This is a genomic window from Streptomyces huiliensis, assembly GCF_020037025.1.
GTDB classification, from domain to species: Bacteria; Actinomycetota; Actinomycetes; order Streptomycetales; family Streptomycetaceae; genus Streptomyces; species Streptomyces huiliensis.
This window is the reverse complement of record NZ_JAIQLH010000095.1, coordinates 15,654-33,859: the sequence shown is the minus strand read 5'-3', so window position 1 is coordinate 33,859 and position 18,206 is coordinate 15,654. Positions and strand designations below refer to the sequence as shown.

Here is an 18,206-nt window from a genome sequence, read left to right as displayed (position 1 = left end):
GTGAGCCGTTTACCATTTCCTCGTGGCAGAGGAACCGATATCCATCAAGCTCACGCGCGATCAGGCCCTTGTGCTGTCGGACTGGCTTCATCAGGCGATGCACCGGTCCGACGTACTGGAGGACCTGTTGAAGACGGACCGTGCGGTCTGGTCACCGGTCTACACCATCTCTGGGGCGCTGGAATCGACACTCACCGAGATCTTCATGCCGGATTACGAGGGACGCCTGGAAGCGGCGCGTCAGCGGTTGCTGGTCGGGATGTACGGCCTTGAGGGCGAGGCCGCCGCCGACCTGTGACCGCGTCCCCATCCCTCCCGGGCAGGCAGGTGCCCGGCCCCGAGCGGGACTAACGGGCGTCGAGAAGGGCGACCACCTCGGAGAAATCCGCATGCGCGGGCCCGAAGTTCGCCGCGGCGACAAGGAACATCGATCGGTCCGTCAGGGCCCGGGTGAGGCGGGCGGGGTCGTCGGGCAGGCGGCGGGCGAGCGTCACGCCTTCGTCGAAGTACGGCCCGAAGCGCTCCTCGAAACGGTGGTGACGGTTGCCCTCGCGAATGGCCACGCGGAGGGTGATCCTGCGTTGGACGTCGACCAGTTCGGGTATGCGACCAGTCTTGCGGAGTTCCGCCGCTTCCCCTTCGAGCTCAGGCAGCGTGCCGAGGAAGGCGTCCCGCACGTCGCTCGACCATCCGAGGTCGGTGCCGAACGGCGGCATCGGGGACTCGGCGCTCGCGGCGGGTTCGTCGGCCCGCCCCGACAGGGTGAACAGCGTGACCCACCACGCGAGGACGCAGCTCCAGGACTTCGGCTCGCCCGTTGTCGCCAGCTCCTCCAGGACGGTCAGGGCCTCCCGCCGGGTGGCCGCGGAGTCCGGCCCACGCCCGGCGGTCTCGAACATCCGGGAGAGGTGTATCAGCTCCCAAGTAAGTATGGCCAGCGACGTGTTCTGGCCGACGGCCTTGCGCCGGGTCTCGTCGAGAAGTTCGCGGAAGACGGCCGATGCCGCGTCGTGGAGGCCGGCGCCTTCCAGGTTCGCCGCCCACTCGACCATGTTCCAGAAGGAGTGCTCCGGCTTGCGGTCCCGGACGGTCTTCTCGTTGAGCTGCGCGGCCTCCAGGAAGCGGCCCTCCTCGGCCAGGAGGCTCGCCAGCCGCCCGCGCTGTCCGGCCTCGGCCAGTTCCTCGCAGACCGCGCGCCCCTCCGCCCGGCGCCCGAGGGCGAACAGGGCCCGCTGGTAGGCGTCCAGCGCCCCGCACAGCCGTTCCGCCCGCTTCGGCGCGTCGGCCTCCATCCTCCGGCCGGCCCCGACCGCTTCGGCGGCCAGTGCCAGGCGCGCCTCCCGGACCCGGCTCTCGTAGCTCAGCGAGAGGAGCGCGTCGACGAGCTTCGGGAGGTACGCCTTCGGGCTCACCTCCGCCAGGACCCGGTACGCGTGGACCTTTTCGAGCGTGCTCAGCCGGCCGGAACCCAGCAGCAGCACGCGGGCCCGCAGCACCGCATCGTGATCGATCTTCCCCATGTTCCCCCTGTCTCCGCTTGGTTGACGAGGGAGATTCTGGGAGTCGGGGAACGGACCGGACAAGGCTCGCGAACTGTGCGTTCCGTCCTAGGAGATGCGCCGCTGAGCTGCCATGATGGACATGCTGTTGGGGTTGTCACGGTGTCGCCGGGCCTCGCGGAGGCTCCTCGGAGGCGGGTGCCGGACGCCGGCCGCTCTCCGTCGGCCGCCGGCAGGTGCAGGTCGCGCCAGGCGGCGGGGGACATGCCGTACGCCGCCCGGAAACTTCGGCTGAAGTGAGCCGCGTTGGCGAAGCCCCAGCGTTTGGCGACCGTGGCGACGGCCGGGTGAGGCTGTCCGGAACGCGCGCCGGCCAGCTCTCTCCTGCACTCCTGGAGCCGACGCCGCTGGATCCAGCGACTGACCGTGATGCCGTCGGCGGCGAACAGCTTGTGCAGGAGGCGGGTCGAGATGTGGTGGTGGGCGGCGATGTCCCCGGGGGTGAGATCGCGGTCGCCGAGCCGCTCGTTCACGTAGGCGCGGAGACGGGGGGTCAGGGCGCGGTGGCCCGTCGGTGTGCCGGGGGCTTCGGCCGAGGTGCCGTTCGGTGTCCCGTCTGGGGTTACTTCCGGCGTCTCCTCCGGTGTCTCCTCCGGTGTCTCCTCCGGTGTCCCGGCCGGTCTCCCGCCTGAGGCCCCGCCCGGTGTCCCGCCCGGTCGCGTCTCCGCCGCGACGGCGAGGGCGCCCAGCAAGCCGGTCAATCCGGCGGCCAAGTGCTCGGCCGTGCGCGGCGGGAGGTCCCGCGCGGCGGTGGTGACGTCCGTGAGTAACGGTCCCAGCAGGGACGCGACCGGTCCGCGGCCGTGCGGATGAACGCCGCAGAGGCGGCCGACGGCGGTGGCGTCCGCGCCGAGCAGGCGGCGTGGCACGCCGAGGAGGTGCAGGGTGAAGTCGTCCGCCTCGTGGAAGGCGAACGGCGTGGCGGCGTCCAGGACGACGACGTCGTGCGGGCCGCACGCGAGCACCTCGCCGTTCCGGACGAACGTCGCGACGCCGCGCCCGTGGACGGCGACGACGAGGTGGTCCTCGGCGCCCGGGGCCGACGCGACCAGCGGGGCCGCGGCCACGGTGGCCGGAGGCCCGGTGACCGTGGCCACGCGCAGCAGGCCGAGCGGGTGGCCTGGGGAGAGGCTCGGCGGGTGGGTCGGCGAGAGGCTCGGCGGGTGGGTCGGCTGGTGGTCCGGCCGGTGGTCCGGCCGATGGTCCGCGACGCCTACGGCGGCCCGAGGGTCACGGCCCCGATCCCGATCCGCTGGCTCCGGCGGACGCACCGTGCCCGTGCCCGTGCCTGTGCCTGTGACCGTGCCTGTGCCTGTGCCCGGACGAGCCTTCCCGCCGCGCCAGGGCCCGCTGCTTCCGCCACTCCGGGTGCGTCCCGGAGCGGCGGATGCGGCGGCGCGTGCGGTCGCGCTCGCGTCGAGGGCACGCGGCGCGGCCGTGGCCGGGGCCCCGGCCGTGCCGGTGGGTCGTGCGGTCGTGGTGGTGGGTCGTGCGGCCGTGGTGGCGGGGCTCATCGCTCTTCCTGATGGGTTCGGCGCTGTCTTTGAGCGGACATGCGGGTGACAAGCCCAGCCTGGAACGACCAGGCCCACCCCACGTAGGTCGTTTGACTGCCCACCGACACCTAGACGATCTTGCGTGGGCGTCAGGCGGTATCCTGAGCCGCACGCCGGACCACGGCGTGTCACGACACGTCGAAGTGGTGGTGAGGTCCCGGGGCGGCCACTTTCCGAGGGTGCGCGGCGGTGCCGACGCGGTGCCCGCGACGCCCGGGGAACAGGAGGCGGACGTGACGTCCACAGCCGGCTGCGGGACCCTCGTGGGGCGGCACCGTGAGAAGGCGCTGCTGGGACGGGCGCTGGACGACGCGCGGACCGGTACCGGCGGTTCGGCGGTCCTGCTGCGCGGCGAGCCCGGGATCGGCAAGACCGCGCTGTTGGAGTGGACGGAGGCGCGGGCCCGCGCCCTCGGGTTCACGGTGCTGCGGGCGGTCGGTTCCGAGGCCGAGGCGGAGCTCGCGTTCGGTGCGCTGCACCAGGCACTCTGGCCGCTGCTGGAACGCTCCGAGGTGCTGTCGGCCCGCCAGCGGGAGGCCCTGGAGTGCGCGCTGGGACTCCGCGGGGGCCTGCCGCCGAACGGTTTCACCGTCGGCGCCTCCGCGCTGGCCCTGCTCGCGGAGGCGGCCCGCGACCGCCCCCAGCTGCTGCTGATCGACGACCTGCACTGGGTCGATTCGTCCAGCGCCACGGTCTTCGCCTTCCTGCACCGCCGGCTCACGGAGCTGCCGCTCGTCATCGTCGGCGCCAGCCGCCCCGACCCGGCCGCCACCGAGGGCTGGCCGGCCCTCCCGGTCGACATCGGGGCACTGCCGCCCGCCGACGCGGGCGCCCTGTTGCGGCAGCGGCACCCCGAACTCGCCGCCACCACCGCGGACCGCGTACTGGAAGAGGCCGCGGGCAACCCGCTCGCCCTCGTCGAACTCCCCCGCCACCTGCACGAGGACCAGCTCAAGGGCATCGTCCCGCTGCCCGACGGGCTGCCACTCGGGCAGCGGCTGGAGCGGCTGTTCGCCGGCCGGCTGCGCGCCCTGAGCGGCCCGGCCGCGCGCACGCTCCTGCTGGCGGCCCTCGGCGGCACCACGGCCGATGCCACCGGTGTCACCGATTTAACCGGTGTCACCGACGACACCAGTGGCATCGGCGGCGTTTGGGCGCACACCGGCGGCGAGGAGGCGCCCGCGAGCGCCGCCGAAGCCCTGCTGGACGAGATCGAGGCCAGCGGGCTGGCCCGGCTGGACGCCACCGGACGCCGGCTCGTCTTCCGGCACCCGCTCGTCCGCGCCGCCGTGCTCTCCACCGCCCGGAGGTCCGAACTGCACGCCGCGCACCGGCAGTTGGCAGCGTGCCTGGACGCCGACGACCCCCGCCGGCTCGTCCACGAGGCGTCGGCCGCCCTCGTCCCGGACGAGGACCTCGCCGCCCGCCTCCAGGACGCGGGGGGCCGGATCGCCCGGCGCGGCGGCGCCGCCGAGGGCGCCCTGCTGCTCGACCGGGCGGCGGCCCTCAGCACCGACCCCGCCGCCCGCGCCCGCCGGCTGACCTGGGCAGCGGTCATGGCCGCCCACGGCGGCCGGCTCCGCTACACGGCGCGGCTGGTGGAGGAGCTGCGGCGGGGGCCCGTACCGCCGGACGCGGCGCCCCTCTTCGCGTATGCGACGGTGTACGTCGACCAGGGCCACCGCGTCGACTTCGCCTCCTCGTTCACCCTCCTCCCGGAGGCCCTGGACGCACTCACCGCGCCCGCCACCGGGTCCGGCACCCAGTCCGACTCCGACTCCGGCCCCGGCTCCGGCACCGCGCCCGACACCGACATCGACTCCGACTCCGCGCCCGACGCCGACTCCGACGCCGACTCCCGCGACGGCCTGGCCGAGCAGGTCTGCTTCAAGCTCCTCCTCGCCGCCACCTACACCGATGACGACCGCGCCTGGCAGGCCCTCGAAAGCCACCTCGACGACATGTCCCCGCTCGCCCGGCTCTGCCACCGCGCCTGGTCCGACCCGGCGCGCACCGCCCAGGGCGTCTCCGAGGAACTCAAGGCCCTCGTCGCGGAGATGAGTGAGGAGCAGGAGGCCGGCGGTGCCTGGCTGCTGCTGTGGACGGCGTCGGCGGTGGACCTCGCCGACGACGACCTGTGGCGGCGCTTCACCGGCCAGCACTCCTACGCCACCCAGGGCTCCATCGCCAAGGCCCGCTCGTACCAGGACTTCCTGCGCGGACGCTGGGACGCGGCGGGCGACTGCCTCCGGGAGGCCGAGGTCGCCGAGCAGCTCGGTTACCACTGCAACGCGCTGCTGTTCCGCCTCGCCTACGCCCACTTCGCCGCCGGCCGCGGCGACGAGGACGAACTGCGGGCCATGGACGCCCTGATCAGGCCGGTCGCCGTCCGCGCCCGCATGCGGTACGCCACCGACCGGCTGACGTACCTGAACGCCCTCGCCGCCCTGGCGCACGGCCGGCACGAGGACGCCTACTGCGACCTGGTCTCGCTCACCCCGCCGGGCGTCCTGCCGCGCGGCCTGCCCTGGTTCCACCTGCCGTTCCTCGACTTCGTCGACGCCGCCGCGCACACCGGGCGGCGGGACGAGGCGCGGGCGCACGTGGCCGCGGGACGCGCGGCGCGCATGGCGGAGATCTCCGCCCACCACGCCTTCCTCCTCGCCGCCGCCACCGCCCTCGCCGCGCCCGACGAGGAGGCGGACGCCGCCTACCGGGCCGCCTACGCCGTGCCAGGCGCCGACCAGTGGGTCTTCGAACTGGCCCGGCTGCGGCTGGCGCACGGCTCCTGGCTGCGGCGCCACCGCCGGGCCGAGGCGCACGACACCCTGCGCGAGGCGCACCGGGCGTTCCAGGGGCTGCGCGCCCGGCCGTGGGAGGAGCGTTGCGCCCGCGAACTCCGCGCCGCCGGACACGCCGTCGGACCGGCCGCCGACGGGCACGCGCTGCTCACCGGGCAGGAGCTGCGCATCGCCGAACTCGCCGCGACGGGGCTGACGAACAAGGAGATAGGGCAGCGGCTCCGGCTCTCCCCGCGCACGGTGGCGGCCCACCTGTACAAGATCTTCCCGAAGCTAGGGATCACCACCCGCGCGGCCCTCGCGCAGGCACTGCGGCAGGACTGACCGGGGGACCGACCGGGCGACGGACCGGGGGACCGACCGGGGCGGCGGCATCGGTGCCGCCCACGTCTCGTATATCTCATATGCCTCATACGAGGCCGTCCACCCCGCCATGACGAGGCTAGGGGCTGCCGGAGGGACGGACTTGCCCCGGAGCGCACCCGCCCTTGCCCCAGAGCGCACGGAGCGCACGGAGCGTATGGAGCACGTGGGGTGCCCAGAGCGCGGGCACCGGCGTGCGTCCGCCCGACGTGCGCCGAGCTCCGCGTCGTCGAAGAGCCACCTCCCGGGCGTAAGGGGGTAAGCGCCAGGCGACGTACGACGCGTCGGCCCCTCCCGGCGACTTCCAGGAGGCCGGTCCGACGCGGATGACACGGGACAACGGAGGACGGTGATCGTCGATGAGTTTCCTGGACCGGATCCCCCGGCAGAGCGGCCGCGGTACGGAACGGGGGCGCGGGCAGAGGCCCGATCAGGCACCCGGCCCGGTACCGGCCCCCGGGGGCCGCGCCGAGGAGCCCGTGAGCGCCCTGGTCTCTCGGGCCTCCGACCAACTCGCCGAGCTGGTACGGGCGGAGATGCGGCTGGCGCGGGCGGAGATGCTGGACAAGGGCCGGAGCCTCGGCCGGGGCGGCGGGATGCTGGGCGGCGCCGGCCTGGTGGCGTTCGTGGCGTTCCAGGCCCTGGCCGCGGCCGCCGTCGCCGCCCTGTGGCTGGTCCTGCCGGTGTGGGCGGCGGCGCTGATCGTCACGGGCGTACTCGCCGCGTGCGCCGGGCTGCTGGCCCTCGCGGGCCGGCGGCGGATCCGCGCGGCTGCGCCGCCGGTTCCCGGGCAGGCGATCGAAAGCGTCAGGAAGGACACCGCGATGATCAAGGAGAGGAGTACCCGATGAGCGCGAGCCCCGACGACGGACGGGCCGCCCCGACCACCGAGGACCTGCGTACGCGCGCGGAGGACGCCCGCGAGGACCTGGGCCGGACGGTGGACGCCCTCGCGCGGAAGGCCGACGTGAAGGCACAGGCGAAGCGGAAGGCGACCGCCGTCAAGGACGCGGCGGGACAGGCCACGGAACAGGTCCTGGACAAGGGCTCGGAGGTCGTCCGGCAGGTACGGGACCGGGTACCGGAACCCGTCCGCGCCCAGGCGGTCACCGCCCGCGCCGAACTGGCCCACCGCACCACGGCGGTGGTCGAGACGGTACGGCACCGGGCGCCGGCGCCGGTCCTGATGACGGCCCGGCGGGTCACCGGACTGCTGCGCCGCGGACGCGGGCCGCTGCTGGCGGCCGGTGCCGTCGTCCTCGTCGCGGGCGCGGCTCGGCGCGCGAGGAGGTCCCCGTGAAGGCGGTGAAGATTGCCTACAAGCCGGTCGGGCTGGGGCTCGGCCTGGCCGGCGGGCTGCTCGCCGGGGCGGCGTTCCGCCGGACGTGGAAGCTGCTCGGGCACGAGGACGACGCCCCCGACGCGACCGACGAGGACCGCACCTGGCGCGAGATCCTGTTCGCCGCGGCTCTCCAGGGCGCGGTCTTCGCCGTCGTCAAGGCGGCCGTCGACCGCGCCGGCGCCACGGCCACCCGCCGCCTGACGGGTACGTGGCCGGACTGATCGGCTCCGTACGGGCCGGGGCCCGGGCCCGCGCGCTTGTTCGCGCCGGTGCCGGGCCGGTGCCGTGCTGGTACCGCGCCCGTTCAAGCGTCATCGGATGACGGGTGCGCAACGGCAGCCGGTCCTGACGGGCGGGCGGCGGGCGGACGGCGTACCCCCGCTCCCGCTCTCACACAGCGGCGGCAGGAGAGCTTGCCGCCTCAGGAGAGCTTGCCGCCGTAGTCCGGCAGCTTGAAGCCCTTCTCGTAGAAGCCGCCCTCGAAGTCGGTGGAGCGGTTGCCGATGTTGGCGGTGATGCGGTAGCCGTCCTCCGTGAGTTCCCCGCGGCAGCGCGCCTTGCCCTCGGCCTTGCTCTCGCCGTGCTCGCGGGTGCAGATCGCGTCCACCGGGTAGCCGGCGGCCCGGAGTTCCTTCCGGGCGGACGAGGAGGAGGTGCGGGCGGTGACGAAGAGGACGGCGACCTTGTGCTCGCGCGCCCACGCGGCCACGCGGAGGACGGGCTCGTTGGCGCGGCCGGGGTGGTAGTACGTCTCCAGGGCGGTGTTGTCGATGTCCAGCACGACGGCCGGCCTTCCGCCGCGCCCGGCGGTCCGCTCCCGCAGCCAGGGGATCACCGGGCCGACCGCCTCGCGTACGTCGGCCTGCCAGGTCCGGTAGGAGGGGACGTCCGCGTCCGGGCCGGTCTGCGCGGCAGTGGCGGTGCCCGGCGCCGCGAACGGCAGCGCGAGCGCGGCCAGGGCGGCGAGAGCGGCGAGAGCGGCGGTACGGAACCTCGGGGCGGTCCCGGTGGGCTGGGTGGACGGGGTGGGGGGCATCGGTCGCGTTCCTTCCGGTGAGCGGTGAGCGGTGATCAGTGATCAGTGGCCGACGAGCCGACGGGCTGACGGGCCGACGAGCTGACGGGCCGACGGGCTGACGGGCTGACGGGCCGGTGGGGCAGTGAGCCGGCAGTCGGTATGACCATCCGACAGATCAGCAGTGCCGGAGGACGAGCAGGCGAAGGCCCGGTGTCCTTGATGTGAAGACATCCGGTTCCTGTGACGCGCGTGACCGCGGAGCGTGCGGCGTACCCCACCGCAGCCCTCCACCGCAGCCCTCCACTCCAGCCCTCCACCCCAGCCCCCACACCCGCCCGCCGCCGACCCGCCTTGAACAGCCGAACACCGGGTATCAGCCCGGTATGAAGAGTGCCGCCGGAGACGTGCTCCCCGCCCGCGACCGCCGGATACGCGACCGCCGGGCCCGCGCCCTCCCACGGCAGTCATCCGCCCCGGCCGCCCCGGCCGCCCCGGCCGCCCCGGCCGCCCCGGCCGCCCCCGCACGTACCGGCGCCCGCGACGGGAGCGAACGGGCCGCCACCCGGCTCCACCACAGCAGACCCACGGAACCCGGCTACGTCCGCGTCCGGCACGGCCGCGGCTTCCGCTACCGCGACGCGGAGGGCGCACCGCTGCGCGACCCCGAGGCGCTCGCCCGGATCCGCGCGCTCGTCATCCCGCCCGCCTGGCGCGACGTGTGGATCTGCGCCCGGCCGGACGGGCACCTCCAGGCCGTCGGCACCGACGTCGCGGGCCGCCGCCAGTACCTGTACCACCCGGCGTTCCGGGCCGCGCAGGAGCGGGCCAAGCACGATCACGTCCTGGACGTCGCCGAGGCCCTGCCCGCCCTGCGGGACGCCGTCGAGGAGGACCTGGCCGCCCGGGGCCTCACCCGGCGCCGCGTCCTGGCCACCGCCGTCCGCCTGATCGACCTCGGCTTCTTCCGCATCGGCAGCGACCGCTACACCGAACGGCACAACAGCTACGGCCTGACCACCCTGCTGCGCGAACACGCCCGCTGCCGGCGCGGCGCGGTCGTCTTCACCTACACCGGCAAACACGGCCGGGAGATCGTCCTGCCCGTCACCGACCCCGCCGCCTGCCGCACCCTGACCGCGCTGCTCCGTCGCGGCGGCGGGGGCGACCGGCTGCTCGCGTACTGGGAGGGGCGAGCCTGGCACGACGTGACCGGCGACGACGTCAACGCCTACCTCAAGGAGCAGGCCGGACTCGACGTCACCGCCAAGGACTTCCGCACCTGGCACGCCACCGTGATGGCCGCCGTCGCGCTGGCCGTCTCCCAGGGCGCCGCCCGCAGCGAGACCGCCCGGCGCCGCGCCGTCGCCCGCGCGGCCCGCGAGGTCGCCGGCTACCTCGGCAACACCCCCGCCGTGTGCCGCGCCTCGTACATCAACCCGCGGGTGATCGAACTGTACGAGGAGGGCATCACCATCGCCCCCGCCCTCCCGCACCTCGGCGACGGCGTGGACCCCGGCGCCCCGGCCACGCACGGCCCCGCCGAACGCGCCGTCCTCCACCTGCTCCGCACGGGCCGCCCGCCCGGGGACGCCTGAACGCTTCCGGTCCCTGGGCCGCTCGGGTGGCGTGAGCCCGGTGACGGGTGTGCCGTGCGTACACCGTGGCGGAGGGGTTACTCGCCAGGCGAACAAGGGCGCTCGGTAGGCGTCGGAGCCCTCGCGGCGGGCAGGCGCCTGATCGTCACGGAGCCACCGGCGCCGAGCCGACGGCCGGTGGACCGACGGAACGCCCCGGAACGGAGGACGTCATGCAGGCAGACCACGGCGCTCGTCAGCAGGGCTCGACGGACCCGCGGAACGAGCGGAACGGCCGGAGCGCCGAGAGCGGCCCGAGCGGCCCGAGCGGCCCGAGCGGCCCGAGCGGCCGGAGCGGGCGACGACGGGACGAGGGCGGGGCGCCGCGTGCGCGGCCCGCGCCGATCGGCAAGGGCGACACGCCGAACGTGGCCGGCAGCGACGTACAGCAGCCGGAGATCGCCGAAGGCCCCGTCGAAGGGTTGCAGCCCGGCGAGGAGGTGCGGCGCGGGCCGTGGCACCCGCCCGTCGAGGTCGACCCGCCGCCCGGATACGGCCGCCCGCCCGGGGAGCGCGGCCGGGAGGCGCGGCACGGGCAGCACGAACGGCAGCGGCTGGGACGGGAAGGCACCGCCGGGAAGCGGGCCACCGAGGAACACGCCACCGAGACCGGGAAGGAGACCCCGTGACCACCCCCCACGACCCCGGAGCGTCCCCCGAGGACGAGGGCATCCCCGACCTCCAGGACGGCACGCCGGAACAGCAGCGGTCGAGCGACCCGCAGCGGATGCCGGTACCGGGGGACACCCCCACCGCCGTCACCCAGGACCGGCCGACCGCCGAGGAACTGCGGGAGGGCCGGCCGCTGGACGACCGGCTGGAAGAGGAGGAGCCCGACGCGGACCCGGCCCGGGCCGCCGACCCCGCCAGGCCCGCCCGGGACGACCCCGAGCCCGACGAGCCCACCGCGGACGCGGAGGCCGGCGACGAGGAACCCGCCGGCCTCCTCTACGACGAACCCGACCCCGACCGCCCGCGCGACCAGGACGTCTACGCCCAGGAGGGCACGACCGACGGCCTCTCCGCGGAGGAGGAGGCGGTACGGATCCGGGACGACGAGAGTCTCTGACGAGAGCCTCCGACGGGCGACGGGCCGAGGGCCACGGGCTCACCGCGACGGGCGACGGGCGACGGGCCGAGGGATACGGGCTCACCGCCACGGGCGGCGGGGCGACGCGCCACCGGCCACGGCCACCGCCGAGGGGTCACAGACTCACCGGCCATGAATCACCGGCCTGGCGCCACGGGTTCACCGGCCGCCGGCCACGGGCGACGCGCCACGGGCCGTCGGCCGGCCCTCCGCCCCTCCGGCCTTCCGCCCCTCCGGCCTTCCGCCCCTCCGGCCTTCCGCCCCTCCGGCCTTCCGCCCCACCGGCCCTCTGCCCCACCGGCCTTCCGCCCGTCCGGCCCCCCGACTCACCGAAACGGTCCCTGGCGCCCGCCGCCCGCGTCAGCCAGGCTGGCGGCACCCGGCCGGATCCACGGAAAGGTCTGCCTTGTACCTCGCCAACCCCGACCGCTACGCCGCCATGCCCTACCGCCGCGCGGGCCGCAGCGGCCTGAAGCTCCCCGCCGTCTCCCTCGGGCTGTGGCACAACTTCGGCACCGACCGCGACCTCGACACCCAGCGGTCCCTCGTCACCCACGCCTTCGACCACGGCGTCACCCACTTCGACCTGGCCGACAACTACGGCCCGCCGCCGGGGGCGGCGGAAACCGCGTTCGGCCGCGTACTCGACGGCGGGCTGCGCGCGCACCGCGACGAGCTCGTCGTCTCCACCAAGGCCGGCTACCTCATGTGGCCGGGCCCGTACGGCGAATGGGGCTCCCGCAAGCACCTCCTCGCCTCGCTCGACCGGAGCCTGAGCCGCATGGGCCTGGAGTACGTGGACGTCTTCTACTCGCACCGCCCGGACCCCGGCACCCCGCTGGAGGAGACCATGGGCGCCCTGGACACCGCCGTCCGTCAGGGCAAGGCCCTCTACGCCGGCGTCTCCAACTACTCGCCCGAGCAGACCCGCGAGGCCGCCCGCGTCCTCCGCGACCTCGGCACGCCGCTCCTCCTCCACCAGCCCCGGTACTCGCTCCTCGACCGCGCCCCCGAGGAGGAGCTGCTGGACACGCTGGACGAGCTCGGGATCGGCACGGTCGTCTACTCGCCCCTCGCCCAGGGCCTGCTGACCGGCCGCTACCTCGACGGCATCCCGCCCGGCTCACGGGCGGCGGGCGCCAGCCCGTTCCTGTCCTCCACCGACGTGACGCCCGAACTCGTCCACCGCCTGCGGACGTTGAACGACATCGCCACCAAACGCGGGCAGACGCTCACGCAGCTGGCGCTGGCCTGGGTGCTGCGGTCGACGGTGACCTCCGTGATCGTCGGGGCCAGCAGCACGGCACAGCTCGACGACAGCCTGGCCGCCACCCGGAACCTCACCTTCACGGACGAGGAACTCGCCCTCGTCGACGCCGCCCTCCGGCCCGCCGCCTAGCGCGGTAACGGAGACAAGCCGCGCCGGGGTCCCCCGAACGAGGCACCCCGGCCCGGCGCCGCTCACCGCATCACGCCGCCGCCCCCCTCCGCGTCGGCCGGGGTCCGCATGCCCGGCAGCCGGGCGTCCTGGTACTGGGCGCGCTGGAGTTCGTACAGCTCGCGGAAGACGCCCGCCGACGGGCGGTGCAGAAGCTCCTCGAAGGTGCCGGACTCGACCAGTTGGCCCTTGTCGAGGACGTGGATGAGGTCGGCGTGCCGGACGGAGGCGAGGCGGTGGGTGATCAGGACGACCGTCTGCCCGCCGTCCGCCAGCTTGCGGATCCGCTCGAAGACCTCCAGCTCCGCCCGGGCGTCGAGGGCGGAGGTCGGTTCGTCGACGATCAGGATGTCCGCGTCGCGGTAGCGGGCGCGGGCGATGCCGAGCCGCTGCCACTGGCCGCCGGAGATCTGGTGCCCGCCGCGGTACCCCTTCGAGAGCAGGGTGTCCCAGCCGTGCGGCAGCTCTTCCACCACCGTGTCGGCGCCGGTGTACGCGGCGGCGTCCTCCACCGCCGCCTGGTCGACGGGCCGGCCCGGGCGGCCGACGGCGACGTTCATCCGGCAGGTGAACGGCCAGCGGTGGAAGTCCTGGCCCACCATGCCGATCCGCGCCCACAGCCGGTCGCGGTCCAGGGTGCGGGCGTCGACGCCGTCCCACCGGACGGTGCCCGCGTCCGGCTGGTACAGGCCCGCCAGCAGCTTCGAGACGGTCGTCTTGCCCGAGCCGTTCTCGCCGACGAAGGCCACGATCCGGCCGGCGGGGATGTCGAGGGTGACGTCTTTGAGGGCCGGCCGTTTCCGCCCGCCGGGTTTCCCTTCCCCGGCCGCCTCCTTCTCGTCGTCGTCCTCGGGGTAGTGGAAGGTGACGTTCTCGAAGCGGATCAGCGACACCTCGTCGGGCACCGGCGCGCCGCCGGACGGGATGGTGTACTTCCGCGCCTCCGTGAAGAGGCGTTCGAGGTCCCCGACGTAGGCGGACTCCTCGTAGAGGTTGTTGACCTGGAGGACGAGGGCGGTCAGGCTCTGCCCGCCGCCGCGGATGGCGAGGACGGCCGTGCCCGCGATGGACAGCGACATCACGCCCGTGGCGAGCAGCGCGCCGAGCGCCGCGTACGTCAGGACCGCGGCCAGCCCGGTCAGGGCGGAGGCGAGCAGCCGGACCCGGGCCCGGCCCGTCGCCAGCCGCGACTGCTCGGCCTCGGACGCCTCCGCCATCGCGCGGAAGTGGTGCAGCAGGAACGGGCCGACGTCGTGGACGCGGATCTCCGCGGCCGGGCCCGTGCGCATCAGCGTCTGCGACAGCAGCCGCCCGGCCCGCGCGTGCTGCATCCACCGCAGGTAACTGGCGTACCGGGCGCGGGCGCTGCGGAGCGACGCCCAGGAGCGGGGGACGGTCATCAGGATCAGCAGCGGCAGCAGCACCGGGTGCAGGACGGTGAGGACGCCGGCGGCTGCCGCGAAGCTCACCAGCGAACCGATCACTCCCGTGCACACCTTGACCATGCGGCGGGCGGAACCGGCTCCGTACTGGGCGGAATCCATCAGCCGGTTGAAGCGGGCGTCCTCGATCGCGGCCAGCTCCACCCGCGCGACCCGTGCCAGGTACATCTCGGTGGCGACCCGTTCCACCTTCGGCTCCAGCCGGCCGGTACCGGCGGTGGAGGCGGCGTCGGCCAGCGCGCCGACGGCCCCGGTCACCGCGACGCCGATCATCGCCGGGATCGCCGACTGCACCCGCTGTCCGATCGTCCCCTCGGCCAGGACGCCGGCCAGCACGCTGTTCACCGCGATCAGCCCGACGGCCTGACCGGCACCGCGGACCAGCTCGGCGAGGCCCACGGTCCACAGCGCACGCCGGTCGGCGCGCAGGGCGAGGCGCGCGGTGAAGGCCACCATGCGGGGCAGTTGCAGCGCCATCGTCCAGAGGGTCATCTCGAAGAAGGCGTGGTGGTGGTGCGCCCAGCGCGCGTCGTACAGCAGCGGCCCGCCGAACAGCAGCCGCTCGGACGCCGACCCCTCGCCCTCCTGCGTCTTTTCGCGAGCGCTCTTCACGCCGCCCCTCCCGCCCTGGTGGCCCAGTCGTCGGTGGACAGCAGCGCCCCGGCGTTGAACGCGTCGAGCAGCGCGGCCGTGTGGGCCGTCCGGTCCGCGGGCGGCCGGGCCGGATCGGCCCACACCATCGCCGCCCGGCCGCTGTCCTCCCGGGACCGGAGCCGGCCGACCCACCGCTGGGCGGTGAACACCACCGCGAGCCGCCCCTGGCCGCCGGTGGTGCGGCGGTGGACCAGGTGGCAGAACTCCAGATCATCCGGGTCGACCCCGACCCCGGTCTGCCGCCGGACCTCGCGCAGGGCCCGGGCGGTGACCGGTTCGCCGTACCGCAGCACACCGCCGGGCGGGACGAGCGGGCCGTCCCGGCGGACGAGCAGCACCCTGCCGTCCTCCCGGTGCAGCAGCACCATCACGTCGACGGTGCACGGGCAGGGTCCCGTGCGGGATTCGAACGGCAAGGGCGCCTCCGTGGTGAGTGAGTGACGTTCGTTGCGGTGATGCACCGCGCCTCCTCCTTGACGGTCCTGATCGGACGGGTGCTCGGAAAAACGACCCCCGATCGTGGACGTCACGGCTCCCCAAGTGCCTCTGATCGAGCGGGAATTCGATCCACCGTCAACGACCCAGCAACGACACGGCGGCCGGCCCGGCACCCGCTGTGCGATTCACCCGGGCGTGTCCCGTCACCCGATCCGGGCCTTGCGTTGCGCTCGAGAACACCGCCGCCGACGCCCCCGGGAACGTTCCCCCACCGCCCCCGCCCCGCCCGCGAGTCACCTGTGCGACGCCCGGACTTTGCAGCCGGCTGGGTGAACGCCCCCGCGAGCCGGGCTCAGACCCCGGCGCGTCCCGGCCGCACGCTGCGACGGAAACGGGGACGCGCCCGCGTAGTGCCCCACCGCACCTTCCCGGCCCCGACACCCGCCTCGACGAACCGGATCATGTCCTCCCTGCCGCGGCCGCCGGGGGGCGGCTCGAACGAGAGGACCAGGCGGACGGGGCCACCGGCGGCGACGTGGTCGCGCCACGTCCGGCCGGTCCCGGGGATCCGGAGTTCCCACCAGTCGTCGCCGTAGTCGAGCCGGACGATGCCGCGGTGCAGAGAGATCCGCGATCCGACATAGCGGGGTTCCTCCTCGACCGGGCCGAGGCCCAGGCAGAAGGCGAGGGCGCGCATGCCGGCCTCGATCCACTCGACGGTTTCGCCGGCCCGGCGGGGCGGGGTCTGGGTCATCAGGAGGTGCGCGACGGCGCCGGTGTCCGAGTAGTGCATGCCGGTGGCGAACGTGACGTCCGTGAGGAACGCGAGGCTCGGCGTGGCCTTGACGGGAGAGGCGCTCACCGCCTCCTCACCTCCGCCCACACGTACTTGCCCAGGGGGCGTTCGCCCGTTCCCCAGGTGGCGAGGGCGTCGACGATGCGGAGCCCACGGCCCCTCGCGCGTTCACCACTCTCCGGCTTGAGCCGGGGCACCCGGCGGACGGTGTCGTGCACCTCGACGCGGGCCCGGACGTCGTCGGCGTCGAGCACGACGAGCAGGGAGTCACCGGGCTCGGTGCCGTAGCGCACCGCGTTGGTCACCAGCTCCGTGACGACGAGCGCGACGGTGAACACGTAGTCGGGATCGGTGCCGGCGACGGCGTTCTCGACCACTTTCCGGGCGTATGCCCGAGCCGTGGAGGGTGCTCTGCCGGAGCTCTCCACGACGAGGCGTAGTGGTGGGACGACGGGAAGGGCACAGCAGGCGGAGGGTGCACTCCGCTGGTGTTTGATCATGCGTGTCCCCTACGGGTCGGGCGCAACAGGGAGGTTGTGCGTCACGGACGAGTGCTTCCTTCGACAAGGCAACACGCGCGCCGAATCCGTGGGTACCGTCGAGAGGGGTGTCGAAAGGTGTCGCTTTCGCAGGCTCCTCGTCGCAGAAGGTCGTGATCATGACGGTGCCGAACGACAAGCTCGACCAGTGGCTGGACCGGTCGGGGATGAGCCGTGGAGAGTTGGCGCGGCGTGTCAAAGCGGCGGCAGTCCAGTGGGGTCAGCCGCACATCTCCCCGAACGCGACGCGGGTCCGGTGCTGGCTCCGTGGTGAAGCCCCGCGCGCACCGCTCCCCGGCATCCTTGCCGCTGTGTTCTCCGAACACTTCGGCTTCCGCGTCACAACCTACGATCTTGGGTTCGGCGACAGCGGCGCGATCGACACCGCGCTCGTGTACAACTCCTCCTACACGGCTACGGTGGAAGCCATCGCAGACCTGGGGAGAGCTGACGTGGACCGACGGAAGTTCCTTGCAGCCGCACCGTTCGCGGCCGTCGCGGGGGTCGGACCCTCTCGCGACTGGCTGCTCAACACCCTCGACCAGGCGCCCGAGCCCGGGCCCAAGGTGCGCCTTGAGGACGTGTACGCGGTGAAGAACATGTTCACGACCTTTCAGCGCATGGACATCTTCCAGGGCGGTGGGTCGGGCCGACTCGTGCTCGCCGACTACATGAACGCCCACGTGTACCCGTTGCTGCGCAGGGCCCACAGTGACGACGTGCGCCGTGCGCTGTGCGAGGCGACATCGGAGCAGACGTACCTGCTCGGGTGGATGGCCTACGACAACGGGGAACACTCGGTCGCACAGCGCTACTTGATCCAGTCGCTACGCCTCGCCGAGGAGGCGCACGATCCCGCGCTCGGCGCTCATGTGCTCGCGGGTATGGCCGATCAGGCCACGCTGCTGGGGAACCCGGCCGAAGGGCGGCGCCTCGCGCAGGCCGGGCGCCAAGGCTTGTCGAAGACGGCGTCCCCGGCCTGCCTTGCCGACTTGTGGTGCCTGGAGGCACGGGCGCTCGCCCTGCTCGGGGACAAGCCGGCCGCGGCCCGCGCGGTCGGGCGGTCCGAGAAGGCGTACGAGCGGGTCGACCTCACCAAGGAACCCGACTGGGCGGCGTTCATCGACCCGGCCTACCTACACGGAGAGCACGCGAACACCTTCCGCGACCTGGGCGACGCCCCGGCGGCCGAGGAGCATGCGCGCCGGTCCATCGAGCATGCCGCCCAGCAGAAGCGGGCGCGGCGCGGCGCGATGTCGCAAGCCGCACTCGCGGTTTCCCATCTGCAGCGACGCGACCTCGAGTCGGCGTACGCCGCCGGCATCCGGACGCTGAAGCTGTCGCGGCAGGTGAAGTCTTCGCGGTGCGTCGAAGCGGTGCAGGACCTGCAGAAGCGTTTGCGGCCCTTCGGGCGGCACCGGCTTGTCGCCGACTTCAACGAGAGGGCGCGGGAACTGGTGGCCGCGGCATAGGGCTTGTACGGCGACCCCTGTGACAAAGAGGATGCCAAGGGCGGCGCCGAGGGACGTCGGCCGT

At 74.1% G+C, this 18,206-nt stretch carries 17 protein-coding genes; 10 read left to right on the top strand and 7 right to left on the bottom strand.

Features of this window, described 5'->3' with window-relative positions; all coding sequences use genetic code 11:
- Positions 1-22: 22 nt before the first annotated feature.
- Positions 23-298: a hypothetical protein gene (locus JNW98_RS18560; RefSeq protein WP_223769372.1), complete on the top strand. Its 276-nt coding sequence runs from the start codon at positions 23-25 to the stop codon at positions 296-298.
- A gap of 49 nt (positions 299-347) precedes the next feature.
- Here JNW98_RS18560 and JNW98_RS18555 read toward each other — a convergent pair whose 3' ends face one another.
- Together JNW98_RS18555 and JNW98_RS18550 are read right to left on the bottom strand one after the other, a co-directional pair.
- Positions 348-1,520 carry a hypothetical protein gene (locus JNW98_RS18555; protein WP_223769371.1) on the bottom strand — a complete coding sequence of 391 codons (1,173 nt, stop codon included), beginning with the start codon at positions 1,518-1,520 and terminating at the stop codon, positions 348-350.
- A complete protein-coding gene (locus JNW98_RS18550; protein ID WP_263420932.1) occupies positions 1,454-3,073 on the bottom strand; it encodes an AraC family transcriptional regulator in 1,620 nt (539 codons plus the stop codon). Before JNW98_RS18550 ends, JNW98_RS18555 begins: the two co-directional genes overlap by 67 nt.
- A gap of 275 nt (positions 3,074-3,348) precedes the next feature.
- Here JNW98_RS18550 and JNW98_RS18545 point away from each other — a divergent pair, with 275 nt between their 5' ends.
- From JNW98_RS18545 to JNW98_RS18530, 4 genes are all read left to right on the top strand, one after another.
- Positions 3,349-6,240: a helix-turn-helix transcriptional regulator gene (locus JNW98_RS18545; RefSeq protein ID WP_223769370.1), complete on the top strand. Its 2,892-nt coding sequence runs from the start codon at positions 3,349-3,351 to the stop codon at positions 6,238-6,240.
- A 518-nt stretch (positions 6,241-6,758) separates the two neighbouring features.
- A complete protein-coding gene (locus JNW98_RS18540) occupies positions 6,759-7,130 on the top strand; it encodes a phage holin family protein (RefSeq protein ID WP_223769369.1) in 372 nt (123 codons plus the stop codon).
- Positions 7,127-7,579 (top strand): DUF3618 domain-containing protein, encoded by a 453-nt coding sequence (locus JNW98_RS18535; RefSeq protein ID WP_223769368.1) that lies wholly within the window; start codon positions 7,127-7,129, stop codon positions 7,577-7,579. The genes JNW98_RS18540 and JNW98_RS18535 overlap by 4 nt, the downstream gene beginning before the upstream one ends.
- Entirely contained in the window at positions 7,576-7,842 is a 267-nt protein-coding gene (locus JNW98_RS18530; RefSeq protein ID WP_223769367.1) for a DUF4235 domain-containing protein, read from the top strand. Before JNW98_RS18535 ends, JNW98_RS18530 begins: the two co-directional genes overlap by 4 nt.
- A gap of 200 nt (positions 7,843-8,042) precedes the next feature.
- Here the strand turns inward: JNW98_RS18530 and JNW98_RS18525 are convergent, their stop codons facing one another.
- Entirely contained in the window at positions 8,043-8,657 is a 615-nt protein-coding gene (locus tag JNW98_RS18525; RefSeq protein WP_223769366.1) for an HAD family acid phosphatase, read from the bottom strand.
- Between the two features lie 365 nt (positions 8,658-9,022).
- On the opposite strand from JNW98_RS18525, the gene JNW98_RS18520 reads away from it, so the two are divergent.
- The 4 genes from JNW98_RS18520 (at position 9,023) to JNW98_RS18505 (ending at position 12,762) form a co-directional block, all read left to right on the top strand.
- Positions 9,023-10,234 carry a DNA topoisomerase IB gene (locus JNW98_RS18520; protein WP_223769365.1) on the top strand — a complete coding sequence of 404 codons (1,212 nt, stop codon included), beginning with the start codon at positions 9,023-9,025 and terminating at the stop codon, positions 10,232-10,234.
- A 212-nt stretch (positions 10,235-10,446) separates the two neighbouring features.
- Positions 10,447-10,902 carry a hypothetical protein gene (locus JNW98_RS18515; RefSeq protein ID WP_223769364.1) on the top strand — a complete coding sequence of 152 codons (456 nt, stop codon included), beginning with the start codon at positions 10,447-10,449 and terminating at the stop codon, positions 10,900-10,902.
- On the top strand, positions 10,899-11,342 hold the full coding sequence (locus JNW98_RS18510) for a DUF5709 domain-containing protein (RefSeq protein ID WP_223769363.1): 444 nt from the start codon (positions 10,899-10,901) through the stop codon (positions 11,340-11,342). Before JNW98_RS18515 ends, JNW98_RS18510 begins: the two co-directional genes overlap by 4 nt.
- Positions 11,343-11,769: 427 nt before the next feature.
- Positions 11,770-12,762, top strand: coding sequence for an aldo/keto reductase (locus tag JNW98_RS18505; RefSeq protein ID WP_308015626.1), 993 nt, complete (start codon positions 11,770-11,772; stop codon positions 12,760-12,762).
- 62 nt (positions 12,763-12,824) lie between these two features.
- Here JNW98_RS18505 and JNW98_RS18500 read toward each other — a convergent pair whose 3' ends face one another.
- From JNW98_RS18500 to JNW98_RS18485, 4 genes are all read right to left on the bottom strand, one after another.
- A complete protein-coding gene (locus JNW98_RS18500; protein WP_223769362.1) occupies positions 12,825-14,855 on the bottom strand; it encodes an ABC transporter ATP-binding protein in 2,031 nt (676 codons plus the stop codon).
- A complete protein-coding gene (locus JNW98_RS18495) occupies positions 14,852-15,313 on the bottom strand; it encodes an NUDIX domain-containing protein (RefSeq protein WP_223769361.1) in 462 nt (153 codons plus the stop codon). Before JNW98_RS18495 ends, JNW98_RS18500 begins: the two co-directional genes overlap by 4 nt.
- A gap of 374 nt (positions 15,314-15,687) precedes the next feature.
- Positions 15,688-16,197 (bottom strand): hypothetical protein, encoded by a 510-nt coding sequence (locus JNW98_RS18490; RefSeq protein WP_223769360.1) that lies wholly within the window; start codon positions 16,195-16,197, stop codon positions 15,688-15,690.
- Positions 16,194-16,559, bottom strand: coding sequence for an ATP-binding protein (locus JNW98_RS18485; RefSeq protein WP_372459272.1), 366 nt, complete (start codon positions 16,557-16,559; stop codon positions 16,194-16,196). The genes JNW98_RS18490 and JNW98_RS18485 overlap by 4 nt, the downstream gene beginning before the upstream one ends.
- Positions 16,560-16,789: 230 nt before the next feature.
- Here JNW98_RS18485 and JNW98_RS18480 point away from each other — a divergent pair, with 230 nt between their 5' ends.
- A complete protein-coding gene (locus JNW98_RS18480) occupies positions 16,790-18,142 on the top strand; it encodes an NsdA family TPR-like regulatory protein (protein ID WP_223769358.1) in 1,353 nt (450 codons plus the stop codon).
- Positions 18,143-18,206: the final 64 nt, after the last annotated feature.

Coding starts and splice junctions, on each gene's coding strand:
- JNW98_RS18555 (WP_223769371.1), bottom strand. CDS start 1,520: ATGGGGAAGATCGATCACGATGCGGTGCTGCGGGCCCGCGTGCTGCTG.
- JNW98_RS18550 (WP_263420932.1), bottom strand. CDS start 3,073: ATGAGCCCCGCCACCACGGCCGCACGACCCACCACCACGACCGCACGA.
- JNW98_RS18535 (WP_223769368.1), top strand. CDS start 7,127: ATGAGCGCGAGCCCCGACGACGGACGGGCCGCCCCGACCACCGAGGAC.
- JNW98_RS18525 (WP_223769366.1), bottom strand. CDS start 8,657: ATGCCCCCCACCCCGTCCACCCAGCCCACCGGGACCGCCCCGAGGTTC.
- JNW98_RS18520 (WP_223769365.1), top strand. CDS start 9,023: ATGAAGAGTGCCGCCGGAGACGTGCTCCCCGCCCGCGACCGCCGGATA.
- JNW98_RS18515 (WP_223769364.1), top strand. CDS start 10,447: ATGCAGGCAGACCACGGCGCTCGTCAGCAGGGCTCGACGGACCCGCGG.
- JNW98_RS18480 (WP_223769358.1), top strand. CDS start 16,790: ATGACGGTGCCGAACGACAAGCTCGACCAGTGGCTGGACCGGTCGGGG.